Origin of the sequence: Helicobacter rappini (assembly GCF_900198625.1) — a bacterium.
In the GTDB taxonomy this organism is placed as follows: Bacteria; Campylobacterota; Campylobacteria; order Campylobacterales; family Helicobacteraceae; genus Helicobacter_A; species Helicobacter_A rappini.
Window position 1 is genome coordinate 1 of the sequence record NZ_FZPK01000020.1, and the last position, 18,105, is coordinate 18,105.

Annotated in this window: 17 protein-coding genes; 3 read left to right on the forward strand and 14 right to left on the reverse strand. The window is 33.6% G+C overall.

The window, feature by feature from the left end:
• Positions 1-874: 874 nt before the first annotated feature.
• From C6H17_RS05300 to C6H17_RS05370, 14 genes are all read right to left on the reverse strand, one after another.
• Positions 875-1,270 (reverse strand): hypothetical protein, encoded by a 396-nt coding sequence (locus tag C6H17_RS05300; RefSeq protein ID WP_020995810.1) that lies wholly within the window; start codon positions 1,268-1,270, stop codon positions 875-877.
• A 610-nt stretch (positions 1,271-1,880) separates the two neighbouring features.
• Positions 1,881-2,462, reverse strand: a complete 582-nt coding sequence (gene gmhA, locus C6H17_RS05305; RefSeq protein WP_005219975.1) for a D-sedoheptulose 7-phosphate isomerase — start codon at positions 2,460-2,462, stop codon at positions 1,881-1,883.
• 90 nt (positions 2,463-2,552) lie between these two features.
• Entirely contained in the window at positions 2,553-3,659 is a 1,107-nt protein-coding gene (locus C6H17_RS05310; protein WP_223808368.1) for a hypothetical protein, read from the reverse strand.
• Positions 3,620-4,051, reverse strand: coding sequence for an NAD-dependent epimerase/dehydratase family protein (locus tag C6H17_RS13260; protein WP_080663007.1), 432 nt, complete (start codon positions 4,049-4,051; stop codon positions 3,620-3,622). The genes C6H17_RS05310 and C6H17_RS13260 overlap by 40 nt, the downstream gene beginning before the upstream one ends.
• Positions 3,949-4,635, reverse strand: a complete 687-nt coding sequence (locus C6H17_RS05320) for an NAD-dependent epimerase/dehydratase family protein (protein WP_005219973.1) — start codon at positions 4,633-4,635, stop codon at positions 3,949-3,951. The genes C6H17_RS13260 and C6H17_RS05320 overlap by 103 nt, the downstream gene beginning before the upstream one ends.
• On the reverse strand, positions 4,620-5,546 hold the full coding sequence (locus C6H17_RS05325; RefSeq protein ID WP_104731367.1) for a phosphotransferase: 927 nt from the start codon (positions 5,544-5,546) through the stop codon (positions 4,620-4,622). Before C6H17_RS05325 ends, C6H17_RS05320 begins: the two co-directional genes overlap by 16 nt.
• 151 nt (positions 5,547-5,697) lie before the next feature.
• Positions 5,698-6,828, reverse strand: coding sequence for a bifunctional chorismate mutase/prephenate dehydratase (locus tag C6H17_RS05330; protein ID WP_020995812.1), 1,131 nt, complete (start codon positions 6,826-6,828; stop codon positions 5,698-5,700).
• A gap of 242 nt (positions 6,829-7,070) precedes the next feature.
• On the reverse strand, positions 7,071-9,959 hold the full coding sequence (locus tag C6H17_RS12465) for a YidC/Oxa1 family membrane protein insertase (protein WP_020995813.1): 2,889 nt from the start codon (positions 9,957-9,959) through the stop codon (positions 7,071-7,073).
• Positions 9,953-10,972: a CDP-glycerol glycerophosphotransferase family protein gene (locus tag C6H17_RS05345; RefSeq protein ID WP_233714094.1), complete on the reverse strand. Its 1,020-nt coding sequence runs from the start codon at positions 10,970-10,972 to the stop codon at positions 9,953-9,955. Before C6H17_RS05345 ends, C6H17_RS12465 begins: the two co-directional genes overlap by 7 nt.
• Before the next feature lie 254 nt (positions 10,973-11,226).
• Positions 11,227-11,451 carry a hypothetical protein gene (locus C6H17_RS05350; protein WP_104731368.1) on the reverse strand — a complete coding sequence of 75 codons (225 nt, stop codon included), beginning with the start codon at positions 11,449-11,451 and terminating at the stop codon, positions 11,227-11,229.
• A 311-nt stretch (positions 11,452-11,762) separates the two neighbouring features.
• Entirely contained in the window at positions 11,763-12,353 is a 591-nt protein-coding gene (locus C6H17_RS05355) for a phosphatase PAP2 family protein (protein ID WP_005217672.1), read from the reverse strand.
• 31 nt (positions 12,354-12,384) lie between these two features.
• Positions 12,385-13,143: a hypothetical protein gene (locus tag C6H17_RS05360; RefSeq protein WP_005217673.1), complete on the reverse strand. Its 759-nt coding sequence runs from the start codon at positions 13,141-13,143 to the stop codon at positions 12,385-12,387.
• Positions 13,144-13,219: 76 nt separating this feature from the next.
• Positions 13,220-13,774, reverse strand: coding sequence for a HobA family DNA replication regulator (locus C6H17_RS05365; protein ID WP_005217674.1), 555 nt, complete (start codon positions 13,772-13,774; stop codon positions 13,220-13,222).
• Positions 13,775-13,822: 48 nt separating this feature from the next.
• A complete protein-coding gene (locus tag C6H17_RS05370; protein ID WP_005217675.1) occupies positions 13,823-14,500 on the reverse strand; it encodes a toxin-antitoxin system YwqK family antitoxin in 678 nt (225 codons plus the stop codon).
• A 620-nt stretch (positions 14,501-15,120) separates the two neighbouring features.
• Here C6H17_RS05370 and argH point away from each other — a divergent pair.
• The 3 genes from argH to C6H17_RS05385 form a co-directional block, all read left to right on the forward strand.
• Complete coding sequence (gene argH / locus C6H17_RS05375) at positions 15,121-16,563, forward strand: argininosuccinate lyase (protein ID WP_005217676.1); 1,443 nt, start codon at positions 15,121-15,123, stop codon at positions 16,561-16,563.
• Positions 16,564-16,576: 13 nt separating this feature from the next.
• Positions 16,577-17,383, forward strand: coding sequence for a 3'-5' exonuclease (locus C6H17_RS05380; RefSeq protein ID WP_004087291.1), 807 nt, complete (start codon positions 16,577-16,579; stop codon positions 17,381-17,383).
• A gap of 262 nt (positions 17,384-17,645) precedes the next feature.
• Positions 17,646-18,105: DUF6056 family protein (locus C6H17_RS05385; RefSeq protein WP_233714093.1), on the forward strand; the 460-nt coding region annotated here is incomplete at its 3' end.

An 18,105-nucleotide genomic window follows, 5' to 3' on the forward strand; every position in this document is an offset into this window, starting at 1 on the left:
TAGATGCTTATATATGCTTATGTAATGTATATGCTAGTATGCAATACTTAAAGATTAACACATGCAAACAATGCTTAACACTTACAAAGGCTTTTAACAAACTGAAAACAAAGCAAAACATACTTTAATATTACTTGCATAACTTAATCATACATTTATTACAAGCTAATCATAATCTAAATACAAATCATGTTTTAATACCTTTTTATGTTTTTAATGTATCTTTTAATCTTTTGTTTGTTAGTAATGTTTGTATTGTATGTTTTATTAAGTTTGTATCTAGTCTTTAATGTTTTTGTATTGTGTGTAATTTTAATTTGTATCAAAGTATTGATTAATTTGTAATTTTGTATTGCTTAGTTTGTAACACTTTGTAAAGTGAAAATGTAACTTATAAGCTTAATGCAAAAATCATATAAAAGTTACTTGTATTTTTAGTTATAATTGAATGGTATTTTAAAGGGTTAAAATCTTTAGAATATGTGTTATTTTACTTGTAATTTTATGTAGTAATGAAAAAAGGATACACAAAATAAAAAACATGTAGTTATGTAGTGTGTTTGAAATTCCCTTATTTGTGTGGTTTGAGAGTAAAAAAGTATTAAGTTTTTCAGTTAATACTTAATAGATTTTATAAGCTTTTATTGTGTAGCTTTATATGCCTTTTAAGCACATAAAACATACTTTAATATGTAGTAATGTTTTTGTGTATCCTTTTTTAGAATACATTCAAAAATATACATAAGATATAAACAAAAATAGATTATATGGGAGTAAGAAAAAGGAATTATAACATATAAGCATATTAAAAACACTTATGCAAAAAAACCTTTATATAAGGCTTTTGTGTGTTAGTAATTGAGTGTTTTTTGTATTATAAAATACAACTAATTAATGTAATATTGTGGAATAACACATTAACACCTTTGAATCCCTGTTCAACTTTTACAAACACTCGACTACCATTAAAATCATAACCAAGATAACCCCTCGCACCAACTATTGACATAAAGAAGTGTTGATAACCAGCCTTTAGACCAACATGAAATAAACCAACATTGAATGGAGCATCGAATTTATCCATATCAATATCTTTGTAGCCCCCATCAGCATAAGCCTTACTAGTATAGTTATACATTCCCAAACCAAAAAACGAAACACTACCATGCACACCTACAAATAAGCCATTATTTTCTTCTGCTAAAGCGGTATTGCCAAACCCTATTGTAAGCAATGTGTTTGCAGCCATTACACCAAGATTCTTCCTCATTTTTTAATCCTTTAAAAGAAACTTCACAAAAAAGCTCAAAGGATTTAAAATTTTAATAAAAACAAACAAATTGCAAACTACAAAAAAAAAAAAACGATTTTTCTGTATTTTAATGGAAAAAATGTAACATTTTTATGGGATTTGGAAATAATTTTATATAAAATAAGAGGGAATCTTGTTTTATTTTAGGCTTTATTTAAGTGTTTAGGGCATGGATTCTTGATGATAAGTTTGAGTGAGTTGTATTTGATAGAATGTAGATTCTAAATGGCATTCCGTTAGAAAATAACAATACAAATCTTTTGCTTGTCATATCAAGTAGCTACAAATCCCACTTTCCTTATTGTTTTACACTCCTGAATTTTTTAAATTTTTAAGTATCACTACACTGCATACAACAAAATACGATAATGCTTCAAGTCTAACTCCCCAACTTTTAGGATATATGTAGAATTTAAAAGTGAATATAAATATAACCTAGCAATTATGTCTTAAACCCTATAACACAAATACGAAGAAATGGAAGCCTATGTGTATGTATTATCCGCCATTTAACCCTATATTAACTTGCTATCATTCACATAAAACAAATTTCAAAAATCTTTACCACCTACACCTTAGCTTCCGCAAAACTCTTTTCTATAAGCTCACATAAAATATGGATACATAAAATGTGAATCTCTTGAATGCGGGGGGTATCATCGCTTGGTGCGATAATGCTATAATCACAAAGATTTTTAATAAGCCCACCATCTCTACCACTTAGTGAAAGGGTGATACAGCCTATTTTATTTGCCACTTCGAGAGCATTAATAATATTTTGTGAATTGCCACTCGTTGAGATTCCAATCACCACATCACCTTGCATTGCAAGGGCTTCGACCTGCCTACTAAATACATGATTATAGCCATAATCATTGCCAATAGCAGTCAATGCAGAAGTATCAGTGCTTAGGGCAATCGCACGGAGACCCTTTCTCTCTCGCTTATATCGCCCTGTGAGTTCAGCGGCAAAATGCTGACTATCAGCTGCACTTCCGCCATTGCCACAGATAAGAATCTTTTTATTATCTTGCAAGGCTTTGGTGATAGTTTTTGCACTTTCAAGCAAAATAGGTGCAAGTAAGCCAAGCGCCTTTTGTGCAGTATCTATATGTGCTTGTATCTCATTTGTAACCAAATCTATATCCATAATCATAACCCCTTATCACAATATATTCTTAATATTACTTAAATTTTGATAATAAAGGATTAATGATTGTAACTCTAGATTCGCACAACGCTACACCATATCACCAAAAATATGTTGAAGCATACTTTTAAGATCACTGCTATCGCGTTTTAAGTTAATACTATCACAACTTTTATAGGGGTTGGAGTTAGCATAATCATTAATGATAATTCTTTTAGCATGATATAAGCCATAGATTATTTGATGATATTTTATTCCTTCTTTTTCTAGCTGATTTTCTGTTATAGTTTTATAATCTAGTGTTCTTGAAGTGGTTAGGATAATATAAACTTTGCCTGTATCATAGAGTTTATTCAGCATTGCAACATTTTCGTCTATCTTGCTTGTCTCACCCCATTTTGGCGTAAAAAACTGCCCAGAATTTTTTACCAATGTGCCATCAATATCAACAAATAGTGTAGCAAATTCTCTTTTATAAAGATTCCATTCCTTTATTGTCCCCCAATCTAAATAATCTTGCACTTTTGAGTTAAAGAAAACATGTCCGCTAAGCATCATATTATAAATAATATGCGAAATATATAAATTATCTTCATGTGCTAACTTTTCATAATATTTACAAAATTCTTCAGTGCTTTCAAAGCCATACCCACCAACATTAAAGATTGAGCCAATCACGCGTTTTTCTATAATATTAGTTATAATATTTTGTTCATTTACAATCACAAAGCTTTTGCTTTTTGCGTATGTTAAATCCATGTCATTTAAGTCGTAAGTGGATACGAAATTGCCACTAACGCGATTTTCCACAAAGTAATTATCACTATCTTTAATATAGATTTGTCCGCATATATTTGCCTTTTTTATACCTTGATATACGGTTTCTGGTTGTGACTTTGTTTGTTTATCTAGCGTGATAATAGATAGTTTAGAATCACATTTTAGCATTTTAAATTGATCTGTTAAAGGCTTTTGTAAATCATATTTTTCATAATGCTCTTTCATGCAAATAATATAGATTCTACTAAATTCCTTTAGGTTTAAGCCCCTAATTGCTTCTGTTAGCATAAGATTCCCATTTGGGTGTGTAAGAAGCCATTTGGGCTTTACTCCCGGAAATCTTGATGAATGTCCTGCGACCGGTAAAATAAGATTCATTACATTACTCCAAATATCTTTTTTGCATATTCTATGCAATTAATTAATCCTTTGTCCATATCAATGCTAGGTCTCCAGCCTAGCTGTTTTGCTTTGTCGTTATTACCTAAGGCATATTTATTTACCTCTTTTTCTAAAATAGAATCATGCAGCTTTAAAGCACCCTCATATAAAGGCGGATACTTTTCCCAAAAAAGCTTTGCGTCTCTAAAAATAGGCTTTATATCTGTTTGTAAATATTTTGCGATAATTTCATAAATTTCTGCAACAGAGTAAGCCTTGCCTGATGCGACATTAAATGTGTCATACACTACATTATTATCATTCATCACAATCTCACATAGCGAAATAACATCATCAATATAGACATAATCTCTTTTTTGTAAGCCATTTGAATGAAGGACTGGTTGTTGCCCCCCCCCCCCATTAATAGCGTTTTAATGATATAGCCAATTAAAGGTGGATGCTTTCTTTTCATATCTTGGTGTGGTCCATATACATTAAAGAAACGCAAGATAGCAATATGCAATCCATAGGTTTTAAAGAATGAATGACACAGCATTTCAGCTTGTTTTTTAGAAGTGGAATATATGAGATAAGGCGAGGTTTCATCACTCTCTTTTGTAGGAAACTCTTTGTTATTCTCATAAATTGCTGAAGTGCTAGAAAAGATAACTTTTTTCACACCATTAAAGCGTGCAGCTTCTAAAACATTTGCACTTCCTGCTACATTAATATCAATGGCTTTGTATGGGTCTGTTTGACAATCAGGCAAAGGTGCAATACCTGCAAAATGAAACACATAATCTATGCCTTTCATTACATGTAATAAGTCTTTCGAGCGTATATCCATGCCGATAAACTCTCCAAAAAACTCATTATTTACAATCAAGTTATCTAATCGCCCATACGACATATTATCAAGCAATATAACTCTATGCCCCTTTTTACTTAGCACATATCCTAATTGAGAGCCAACAAAGCCCGCACCACCTGTAATTAATATGTTTGACATATTGTATCCTTTATGTTGAGATTGAGAATTTCAGTAACCACATAATCAAAAATGTGATTATCTTTTGCGTAGGGAAGGATTCTAAAAAGATTTATTTTTTGAAAAATGGTGTAATATTTTCTATAAAATTCATATTGCATAAAATGCTTATCTATCATTTCATCTAAGTAGTGTAGAATCATTGCGATTTTAGTTTTATCATAACTTCTTTCATACAACATTACACTCCATTTATGCTTTGTATCCTGTCTAAGCTTTACAATATCTTGCAAGGGCGTTTCAATAAAATTATCTAAAAAATCAATGAGTATAATCTTGTCGTTTGAGAATAAAATATTTGAAAAAGTAAGGTCTCCATGACATCTTCCAAGTGGTAAGATAATCTCATTTGGAAGATCTTTTAAATCTTTTTTTATAGAATCTAAACATAGGGTTAGAGATTTGTTTTTACATGTATTTATCTTTTGTGCAACCTCATCGTATTTATTACAGAATATTTCTTTATTTATAGTTGTATATATAGAATCTTTTAGATTATTTTCAATAAATTGTAATAAAATATGCATGGTTTGAGTAATATTGGTAATTGTAGCGTTTTCAAAAAATACAATAAAATCACTTGCATAATAATAAGGCATTGAAAAGCCAACTTTTTCATTATCCTTAGTTTCCCAATATTGCTGTAAAACTTGTGGGATTAGAATCTTGTCATGATTGTCATACATATTAGCAAATAATATTTGCTTCTCGCATTGCTTTTTTAGTCTAGCTTTGTAGTCTTTATTTGTAGTGGTTTTTAGAATCGTGTGATTATTGATAATTTCTAGCTGACATCCAGAGTGTCCTGCTATATATATATATATATATATATCTTGTTTAGTATTTTGATATGTCAAAGGGTGTTTTGCCATCAATAATAAACCTTAAATTTATATGAAGTTATAGTATCATAAAAGTTTCTAGTATCTATTTGTTTTGTGATATTTTTATAGCGATTTAACAAAATATATAATTTCAAGGTGCATTTTATAATTTTTCATTGAGCGATATTTTATACTTTTTTTACACAAACGCAGGGTAGCTGCCAAGCCATTTTATCTCATCGCCTCTTTTATCAAACAATCTCTTTACACTTTCATCATCTTTATGTCCGTAAAAATCCATATAGAATCCAGAGTGAAACGCCCCATCACTCTGTATCGGTCTAGAATCTATCTTAGTAATATTAATCGATTCGTCTTTAAAATCTTGCAAAAGACCAAATAATGCCCCAGCTTTTCCAAAGTCTTTCATACTTACAAAGATAGAAGTCTTATCATTCTGCCCTTTTTCGTTTGTAAAGTCGCTGATGATTACAAATCGCGTCTGATTTGTGCAATGATTCTCAATATTTGCAAACATAATGGGGAGATTATATAGCTTTGTAGCGATTTCAGAACAGATTGCCGCACTACCACTCTCACTACTTGCAAGTTTTGCTCCAAACGCTGTGGAACTCACAGAAATATGCTCGATTTCATGCAGTTGATAGCTTTGCAAAAAGTTGCTACACTGCCCAAATGCAATGTCTTTAGAATAGATTCTCTTTATATCATTAATGTGTTTTTCCTTTGTCGCAAAGCTATGATGTATCGGCAGGATAATCTCGTTTATAATCTTAAAATTATGCTTTGCTAGATTGTCGATTGTCTCGCCTACCATGCCATTTGTGTTGTTTTCAAGCGGGATTACCCCATATTTTGCATTCCCCCTTTGCAACGCTTCAAACACCGCACTAATGGTTGTTAGCGGTAAATACGCACTTAAGGGACCAAAGCGATTTTCAGCGGCTTGATGCGTGTAGCTGCCAATAGGTCCTAGGAAAGCTATCTTTTGAGGCGTCTCAATATTTCTAGCAATGGCAAATATCTCATAAAAAATGGCTTCAATGATTGATTTATTGAGATTTTTTAGCCCTTTTTCCTTTGTGATTGATAAAAGATTCTGTATGATCGCTCTCTCTCTATCGGGGCGATAAATACTTGCGTTGTTTTTAACCTTTAAATGCCCGATTTGCTGCACGAAAGTTAATCTCTTATCTAAAAGCTGTATGATCTCTTTGTCAATAGAATCAATATTTTGTCTTAATGTTTGCAAGTCTTTTTCTATGCTTTGTTGTGTATGGGTTGTGGAATCTTTAGATTCTAGAAACACTCTATGTCCTTTAGGTCCATTGCAGCTTATGTATTTTTCGCAAATGACACAAAAATATAGCCTAAAAAAGCTTTTTGGATTATAGCCAAACTTTTTAAATGCTATATTTTAGGCTTAAGTATGAGATGTGTCCCAAGGGGAGTTTATTTTTCTAATACTCAAATACGACAAATGCTTTTATTCTTTAAATGCAAAATTGCACTATGATAAACCCCAAGTTAAGCAATAGTAAACAACAATTCCTAATGCCTTATACCATCAATCTTAAATGTGCCATCTTTAACTTCCTTTGTTATGTCTTGCCAACTATTTTCATCATAAATATTACCTTTGACTTGGAAATAATGGTCAATAATCCATTCGTTTTTTTTGTGTTTTTTTAGATCGCTTGTAATTGGGGTTGCGGTAATAATTTTTCTATTGTTTGGATAATTTTTAAGTATATTCTTTGGCACATTAGGGCAACCATTAGGAAGATTTTCGCAAAAAATGCTTGAAATATCATAATTGGCCATGAGTCTAGAATCTACTTTTAACTCTCCGCTTGCATTAAAATCTTTAAATAAAAATATGGTTTCGGGTCGCCCATTTTTTTCTATTATAAAGCGTGGTATTCCCATACTATCTGGTGATCCATGATCGCTTACGATAAGTATCTGCGTGTTATTGTAAATTGCATTATCTTTAAGCCATTGTATAAGATAATCGAGATAATTTAATGCGCATGCTTCAGAATCATAATGTTTGAAGAAGAAGTCTCGTTCGCCTTGATAGCTATATGACATTGTTTCTTTATGTGGATGGTCATGCCATGCCGTTTTGTTGGCAAGTTGATTTTTTGGTCCTTGAAATAAGCATTTTTTTCCATTGTAATACATGGCATATGGGGGATGAGTAATACATGTATGCAAGTATTTAAAAGTTGGCTTTTTAGATTCTGTATTGTGCAAATGGGTGAAAGCATACATTGATGAAGTATATCCTAACGATCCTCTAACGTTTGGGTCTATGATTCTGTAGCCCAACCCCTTATATCGGAACCATTTTCCATTGTTATATATTTTAGAACGCAATGTTTCTGGACTAAAACGAAATGTCCCATAACTTAAGAGTTGTTTGTATACCGCAGTATTACTACTGTTTTGTTGGTGTAACTCCATGGCATTTTCTGGATGTTGTGAAAGAAAGTAGTCAGTATAAATAAACACATTATCTGTTACAAAAATATTTTCATTATAGCTTCGTATTTCATTAATTTGCGACTGTCTGGTTGTTTCGCTCATAAAATACCCCACATCATAGCCGTTCTTTACAAAAGTATCACCTATAACACCAAAGGCTTCAGTAATACTATCTACAAGTATATCCTTTCTGGCATTCATGTTGTATGTCGAATAGTATTCACCTCCTATCAATGTAGCAATACTATGAATAGTGTTATTTGTCGTAGATATAGCGTTATCAAATAGCACAAAGCCATCAAGATTGGTTTTAAACTCTGGAAATTGTTCTAGTAATGGATGTATATGTGAGCCACTGAATGCATCAAGCACCATAACTATGATATTCTTTTCAGTCTTAGAGTAAGAGAATAATTCTTTTTCATAAGGTTGCAGATTGTTATCTTCTGCAACAAGGCTTTTTGGGACTATATAAGTTTTATTTGCTTCCATAATATTAAAGAAAGATATAACACTTAGCACACAAAGGGTAATGAAACTAACACTAAAAATACTCTTCAGCCATTTAAAACAAAAATACACAATCGCTACACTTGCTATAAAAGCACACAAGGCATATAAAAGATTATTGGGATTATTAAACTCTGGTTTTTGCAAGACAAAATGATCCATTGCTCCATAATCACCTACAAAAATAAATGTATTGATTACTCCAATAAGAAATAATGTGCTTACAACATATACACCAAACTTAAAAAGTCTTGTTTTATAAAAAAAGCTTGTAATATAAATAACCATAAAACTAGAACAAAGGAATGCGCCAAATAAAACTGCTAGTGTTTGATATGTTTGCTTTACATCAAATTGTGATACATCACTACTATACAAAGCATAAGGGCTAAAGACACATATTATAAAACAGATATTAAGAATGGCTAGAATGCTAATATTGCGATAAGTTGTGTAGGTTTTAAAATCTAGGGCGGCGTGTGGGGTGAAAATGTTGAAAAGAATGGTTTTGAGTTTTCCTTGTGGTTGTGTAGCTTTGCTTGGTATTTTAGTGCTTTTAGATGAATTGGTGTTGTTAGAATCTCGTTTTTTGGATACTTCGCTTTGCTCAGTATGACAAGACAAAGAATCCGCAATTCTAGTGTTAGAGTCTCGGCATTCTAAGGATTGAGATGAGAAATTAGGGTTGTGCAAGTCTTGCGAATGAGGCGTATTGGACATACGCCGCAGTGAGTAAGGCGAAGCACTCCCTGATTTATCGCTCAATACTGAATGCCTTTTATTTCTACATTGCTTAAATATCTCTTTAAACAACGCAAACGCCATATTACAAGTCCAATATAATACTAATGCACTCGGCATACTATAAAGTAGCACCAAGAACAATAAAGCAATCAAACTTCCTTGTATTCTTGCACCTAGCTCTTTTGAGCTATAAAAGACATTGATTAAAGTAAAAGCTGTCATCAGTAAAGGCAAGATATGAATACTCAAACCAAATAGCATAATAGAATCTGGCTTGCTTAAATCATCTATCCATAGAAAGCGGACACTTTGTAGATATTCTGCATTCTCTACTAAATGAATCATTGCAATAAAAAATGGAATCTGCAGTGCCAATCCCCCTAAGCCAAATAAGGCAAAAATGGGGTGAAAATGCCTTTGCTTATAGAGTGTGCGGATATAGCTTTGTAGCTCCGCTCCTTTAAATACTCTTTTAAACTCTTTAATCTTACTATCACATTGTGCTTTTAGCGCTCCAAAGGAAGTTGCCTTTTTATCAAAGTAAAAAGTGAGTTTTAGCATAAAAAGCTGCATTATAAGAGAGAGTAAAATAATGCTTACGCCATAATTCTTAGTTGCCTTAAAAAGTGTAAATAAAGCCCACTCAAGCACCTGCTCCACAGGAAATATAAAAATATAATATAAAATCTCTAGCATAGCTTCCCTTTCTCTAGTCCTTTTTCTAGCATAGTGTCTAGCTCCCTTAGCCTTGCTACAAGAGCGATTTGTGGTTTTAGTCTAGATTCTAAAATCTCTCGCTCAATCTTTAGAAGTTCCCTTGCTGATTGCATTCCCGCATTGTGTGAGTGCTGCCATAAAAGCTCTTTTGTCTCTTGCAAGTGAAGCTGTGTATTCTTGTGTGAATTGTGTGTATGTGCTGCGTTTGTATTTAAGCTACTCTGCTGTGTGTCTTTTAAATCACAAGAGTTAAAAATCTCTTCGCAAATCTCTTGCAATTGTGAAAAATGCTCCTGTGAAATTCTTTTACCTATCCTATCAAGTGCCTTAAATGTCCAAATAGAATCTCGCTCTATATCTGCCATATCATAGCCGCTTAAATCCATATCATTATCAATAGTTAGCACAGGCTTACCCTGCAAACACACAAAGTCAAATATCACACTTGAAAAATCAGAAATCATCATATCCGCCCTTGCGAATGCATAAATATTAGGCGTGTCTTTATCCCATTCTACATTGCTATAATCTTTTAATGCTTCTTGCAGGTGTTGTATATTCTCTCTTTCACTCGGTGAGATATAGCTTTGTGGATGAGGGCGGATAATGATGTGATAAGAGCTTTTGGCTAAAGGCAGAAGTAAGTCTAAACCATATTTATTAAGCAGGGTTTCTTTACCCCAAGATGGTGAAACAAGTATGGTTTTTGTGCTATTTTTTGGAAAAGATTCTAAAGCATTTGCTTGTAAAGATAACTCATCAAGGTAGGTAGAACCTGTAATAGCAATATGCTTTCTTTTGACATTATGTGCAGATTCTATATCACGCACAAAGTCTTCTTGCACCTCATTTGCTACCAATACAGAATCAAAATAATCCACTCCAAACACACGATAAGTCATAGGGGAAAGCGAATGCACAATATGGCAGTAATGCGCTACGCCGCGATTGCGTTTAATATGTAAGACATCAAGTCCGGGAGTGGTAAGCACCAAAATATCAGCACGAAGTCTATTTAGGAGATTATAAGCCTTGTTGCCCTCACCAATGTAGATAAACTCGCCATTTTTTGAAGGGCTAGATTCTAAGCCCCTGCTAGAATCTAATCTATTGTTAGAATCTAATCGCTTAAGGGCTGGGTCGTGTTGTGAGGAAGTGTAATAAGTGTAGGGGTGTTTTAGAGAATCTAGTGCATCTAAAATAGGCTTAAAAGTGCCATAGTATTGAGGACCTTCAGCATAAAAGACTAGATTCTTATGAGATTGCCCCCCCCCCCCGTAGTTGATGTTAAAGGATTATATGTGCCAAAAGAGATGATTTTATAAAATAAATTTTTAATAAAAAACAAGGCTGAAGCAAAGAGTGCTACGATTGAAGAAAGCAATAATGAACCACTGCCCGGATCAAGATAGGCAAACGCTATGCTAGGTGATAGGCATAGCAGAATGAAAAGTGAGAGAATGGGTTTCATGTAAGTTTTTCCTTAGATTAAAATATAAAAAGTAAAATGCAATACACTATGGCATAAAGACAACATTCTATTTCTTTAAAATTAGCAAAAAAGTTATGTATTATAGCAAAAAAAAATAATACTTCATGCAATTTGATTATAGGCTGTTGTGTTAAAAATTACAGATTAGCACTTAGATAAAAATATTTATTCCCGTGCATAGAATAAGTAATTGCATTATGGTTCAATAGTTTATTATTATATCGCATAGAAACTCAATGCGTAAAAAACAGATAAGAAACTAAACATTCTCATTGATTCTATGACAAAACTTACCACCGATAATGCATATTAACACCATAAAAGCTACCAAAGCTATCGGCACTAATTTCAGGCGTTACGATAAATCTTGTTTGCGGATTATATCGCGTAGTAAAGACATACGCCCAGCCCCATGCGATTGCACTACCGATTGCTACTTGCCAAATTGTGTGTTTTTTAGCATATACGCGAGATGCTGCGGTAACCACGCCAAGCCCTATAAGTGGCAATGCAGGTTTCCAACCATAGCGATAATACACAAAACCAGCAGCACTAAATGCACCACCAGCATGTCCGCTAGGCATACCTTTATAGTCATCACAGCAAGGTCGTTTTGCAAAATCTATGCTTGTGCCATTGAGATGAGCGTATTCAAACCCCCTTTTGATAAGCTCTATTGTGCCTTGTGTGGCAAGAGAACCAGCGGCAAGTTGAGCTGCCCCCTCATAATCACGCATACCAAGACTAACGATTAACACGCCAAATGGCGCAAGTGTCAAAATATCGCCTAATTTTTCAAATTCATCTCTGGCTTGCATATTTTGTGTAAATATGAGTAAGCATATACATAAAATCTTTTTATATGTTTTAGATATAGACATTTATCACCTTATTCATTCTAATTTTTAGAATCTATTTTGCTTTTATGTGCGTAATCTTTTTGCATTGCAAATCGCGTTGTGCGATGATCTCATCAAGTGTTGTGCTAAAAAGTGAGCCTTGACATTTGACCTCATATTGTGCCACTAGCTTATAAAAATCATCGTAAGATTCTATAATGCCATTCATAAAAGCATAGTGTTTTAACTCGCGTAAATCATAAATTGCATTGGCATTTGAAGCTATATTTGAAATTATAGATTGCAATGTAGTTTTTATATCTTCTTTGCTTTTTACATGCTTAAAATCCTTTGTGTAGAAAAATAAAAATTGCTCTTGATTTTGCACATTTGCAAACTTTTCTCCATAGTATTTTTTATATGGATTCTTAGTGAAAGACTGCAATGTGTAGCCTGCTATCTCCCCATCACATGGATATTTTCTTGTTGTAAGTAATGATTGTAAAGTTTTTACATACTGCTTATTAAAACCACATGTAAAAGTAATGTTAAGTTCTGGGATATTAGCTATTTTATAAGAGTCGTTTAACTCTTGTAGTTCGTTTATAGCCATGCTAAATGTTTCTTTTTTGGGAAGCATTTTTGCAATCTCTTTTACTTCTTCTAAAAATATTTTATCACTCTGCACATAAGCATATTTAATCGTATAGTTTGATGAGTTTTTAAAAGTATCCTGCATGACATTCATGCAAGAACTCAAACACAAACAAGCCAAAACAATAACACAAAAATGTAATATATAAAACTTTGTTTTAATAAAATGTAAAATCATAAAAAACCTTATGTAGTAAGAAGTAAGTAATAATCAAAGCTAGATTTTGTTGATTCTATCGCAAAAACTTCGTTATTTATATATTCTCAAGACTAAATTCGCCACAGATTCCTGCAAAAAGGGCTTTTTCAAAGATTCTATATGCTTGTAATAGCTTAAAATCAAGATTATAATCATTAGAATGCAAGGTAAAGGAATGCTCTAAAGACTCATCTAATATCCAAAGAAAAGATTCTCTAAACTCTAAGCTAAATTGTGCTATCGCATTTTCAGTTTGCCCAATATACCATAAAGCATAGCTTTGATAAGACATATCAAGCAAATCTTTGACACTTTCGCCCTGCTTTGCTTCAATCAACCCAATAAGGGAAGAATCAAGCGCATAAATAGGCACGAAAGGGCGTTTTGTACCAATGGTATTTAATCTATTTAGAATATAGTGTTGTAGCCACGCACTCTTTTTATCCGTGCAAAGCAAAAATGTGCCACCATTAAGTAAGAAACTAATCGCTCTTGCTACAAGCGGCGTCCAGCCATTACGATCAATCTCAAGCCACTGCAATGGCATACGATTAAGCTTATCCGCATCTTTTCTCAATGTATGCAACATCCATTCATTAATATTTGTCAAATGCTATCCTTTCAAATGCTTTCTTTAAGTAAAGATTCTATATTTTATTTATTGTTTGCATATATCATACCAGTAATCACCACCTATTTCAAATTCATCTATTTCATTAGTTAATCTCGTAAGGTGTGCGTTTGTCATAACCTTACCGCTCACACATTTTCCACTAGTAAGATTCCCATTTTGTGCATTTGCCTGCCAAATAAGCTTTTTTCCTTTATTATAGAATCTTACGATACCATTTATCTCGTCATTTGCATATTGTATTTCTACTTGTATATCTCCGCTTTCATAATATCTTTTCATTATACCTTCTAGCATACGATTTTTAAATGGTGCTTCAATTTCAAGTTTTCCACTTTCATAGCAGCGTTTTCCCATACCCTCTCGCTTTCCATTTTTATATGGTGTTTCGAGCTTAAGAATCCCACTTTCATAATACCACTTTTGAATACCTTCCTCTTTTCCATTTTTTGCTGGAGATTCAACCTTAAGATTCCCATTTTCATAATAAGCCTTTTCAACACCTTCTTCTTTTCCGTTTTTAAACGGCGTTTCAATCTTGAGATTCCCGCTATCATCATATACTTTCTCAACACACCCAGCTTGTTTATCCTCTTCACTTTCACACTCTTTTAGATTATCCGCATGTAAGAGTGAAAAAGAAGCAACACTACACAAAATCATTGATAAAAACACATTTTTACCCATAAGTTTCCCAAATCTCATAAACCTATCCCTTAACTTATAAATAAAACCAGCATTCTACAAAAAACAGATACAAATATCAAGCAAAATATATAGAGATTAAAGGTTTAGATCTAAGATTTACTAGATTCTATGGAATTAGATTCTAATTTACCAAAATCTAGATTCTATAAAAATAAGATGTTTTAATTGCATCTCAACATGACGAGTTATAGATTCTAAAAAACAAGTTTTTTGCAACCTACATATCCCCAGAGTATCACTTGAGACAGGGGATTTGTAAGCAATAAGTGCAAGATTCTAACTTAGGCGAGCCAATAAAATTGCGTAGAATCTTTCTAAATATCTATAGAATTCTGTGTATTAAGACAACCTTATCTCTAGTGCAGAATCTTATGCGATCGACATAAAGCAAAGAGAGTATAATCCAAAAAGCTTTCGCATGCAAAAGATTGTATAAATGGATTTCATATTTTAAAAGAATTTTTCTATTTCAACCTTTCTTTATCTAGCATGACTGGGCAACAAACGATATATAAAAACATATCATACCAAGAATGACATGCAATTGCCAAACAACACTTAACAAAATTTTTGTATCATTCTAACCATGATATTTTAAGCTCACATAAAGGACATATATGGCGAAACTTTGGGCTGGTAGGTTTCAAACAGATGCAAACACTTTGCTTGATGAGTTTAATGCGAGTATTCCATTTGATAAAAATCTATGGGAAGAGGATATTCAAGGCTCTATCGAACATGCAAAAATGCTTTATTCTATCGGGCTTTTAGACATACATGAGCTAGATTCTATTACGCATGGATTGCAAGAGATAAAGCAAGAGATTATGCAGGGTAATTTCACTTTTTCTCTGCAAGATGAAGACATACACATGGCAATAGAGAAGGCTTTGAGTGAAAAGATTGGCGATGCGGGGAAGAAGCTACACGCAGCACGCAGTAGAAACGATCAAGTAGCCCTTGATTTTAAACTCTATTGTAGAAAGCAGAATCTTGTTATACAAAAGCTATTAATCGAGCTTATAGAATCCCTTCTTTCAATAGCACAGCACCACACAAACACCATAATGCCCGGTATGACACATTTGCAACACGCACAGCCCATAAGCTTTGGTTATCATTTAGTGGCTTGGTGTGTTGGGCTGAAACGCGATATTGAGAGATTGCAATCAAGTATGCAAAGAAGCGATGATTGCCCCTTAGGGAGCGCAGCCCTTGCTGGCACGCCCTATGGCAATGAGAGAGAGAATCTTGCCTTAAGTTTGGGCTTTAAAACAGCGAGTCTAAATGCTATGGATTCTGTTGGGCAGAGGGATTTTGCCCTAGATATATTGTATGATATTGCTATGGTTATGCTACATGTTTCACGCATGGCAGAAGAGCTTATTTTATGGAGTAGCTATGAGTTTGGGTTTGTAACTTTTGCTGATAGCTTTGCGACTGGAAGCTCTATCATGCCACAGAAAAAAAACCCCGATGTAGCCGAGCTTTTGCGGGGTAAAACGGGTAGAGTTTATGGGAATCTTATGGCATTATTAACCACTATGAAAGCACTTCCTTTTGCGTACAATAAGGATATGCAAGAGGATAAAGAAGGTGTGTTTGATTCGGTGCAAACTGCAATCATTAGCCTTAAGATTCTAACAGAAAGCATGAAAACACTTACAATTAATACCGAGAATATGCGTAAAATGTGTGAAAAGGGGCATTTAGTCGCAACAGATTTGGCAGATCTTTTAGTAAAAGAGTGTCATGTCCCTTTTAGAGAAGCCCATCATATTACAGGTGTATGCGTGCAGTATGCTGAATCTTGCGGCAAGGATTTAAGCAATATTGAGATAGATTCACTCTGTGAGGTGCTAGAAAAAGAGCTTAAAAATCTTGTAACGCAAAAAGGCAATATGGAATCTATTGTAACGACAATATCAAGTGAGAGCTTAAAACTTGCCCTAAACCTAGAGCATTCTATGCAAAGGCGAAATAGCCTTGGAGGATGCGGGAGCGATGAGGTAAAAAGACAGATTCATATATTATTACAATGGCTAAGATCTATCGCATAGCTTAGGTTATAATATGGCACTTCAATATTTTGGACACTATTTTAATCTGCTAGATCAAATGCCCCTAAGCCTTGAGAGTTTTCATACACAATTAAGCAATGTCTTACCTGAATATGGCACGCTTGAATGCGAAACGCTGCTTGAAGTAATGATTGGCTTACATGCACCACTTTATAGAGTGGGTGATATAGAATCTAGCGATTATATTATTGACACAACAATAAAAAATATTAATCTCAATGAAGCAAAACTATGCTTTGTGGATATAGAGACGACATCGGCAAGTGTGAAAAATGGGCAAATCATCGAAATCGGGGCAATAATCGCACAAAATGGAGAGATACTAGACACTTTTGATACGCTTGTGTATAGCCCATTTGTGCCAGAGGATATTATTGATCTCACAGGCATAGATTCCTATATGCTAGAAGATGCACCACGACTTGAGCAGGTATTAAAGCAGTTTCGCGCATTTTTAGGTGATAGCGTATTTGTCGCACATAATGTTTCATTTGATTACAACTTTATCGCAGAAAGTCTGCATGAATATGATATGCCACCACTCTTTAATCCCAGATTATGCACGCTAGACCTTAGTCGTAGGACTATCGTATCAAAAAAATACGCATTAGCCTATCTCAACGATATGTTAGGTATAAACACAGCACAAGCCCATAGGGCTTATGCTGACGCACTAACCGCTTTTAGACTATATGAAATATGTATGCAATCACTCCCAAAAGAAGTAAAAACCCTGCAGGAACTCATCGCCTTTTCAAAAGGAAAGATTGCGTATCCACAAAGAGTTGCGGGGAAATAAATATAGAAATATTATACCATGCAATCAAGATGGCATATATTGCAAGAATTCCATTGCAAAACTTTCATATAGTTTTGCTATAATTCACACCTTATAAGCGATAAAAGCAAGGTTGTCATAGAATATGTTTGAGTGATTTTAAGTATTGCACATATTTGTCTCACAAAGAGTTTTAAAGATAAATAGATGTGCAATGTATTTTCTCAATATCATACAAATAGGGCGATGCGATTAGCAACCACTTTACACACAAAGGTAAATGATGACAAATATACATAAATCCGTTTGGATTACTTTTATTTTATTTAGTGTTTTTTTATTTAGTGTTAATTATGTATTTCCTACACAAAGTGATGATTTAGGTGCTGGTTTTGGTGGATTAGATGGTGCTATAAGCATGTATATGAGTTGGAATGGGCGATTTGGTGAGTTGCTTAGAACAGCTTTTATTGGCGCTCTTGCTCCAACACTATTTTTTAAGATAGCAAATACCTTAGTTGGAGTTGTGTTTTTGTTTGCATGGTTTGTGATTCTTTATGCAAGATTACCAAGAAGTTTTAATGACAGCGTAGTGCTTGCATTAAGCGTGTTATGTATTTTGTTGTTTGGTGCGTTTGGCTCAATATTTGTATGGGCTGCTGGTGCGCTTAATTATCTTTGGGCTTACACATTAGTATTGCTTGTTTGCATACCTTACAGGCTTTTTTGGCACAACTATTTTA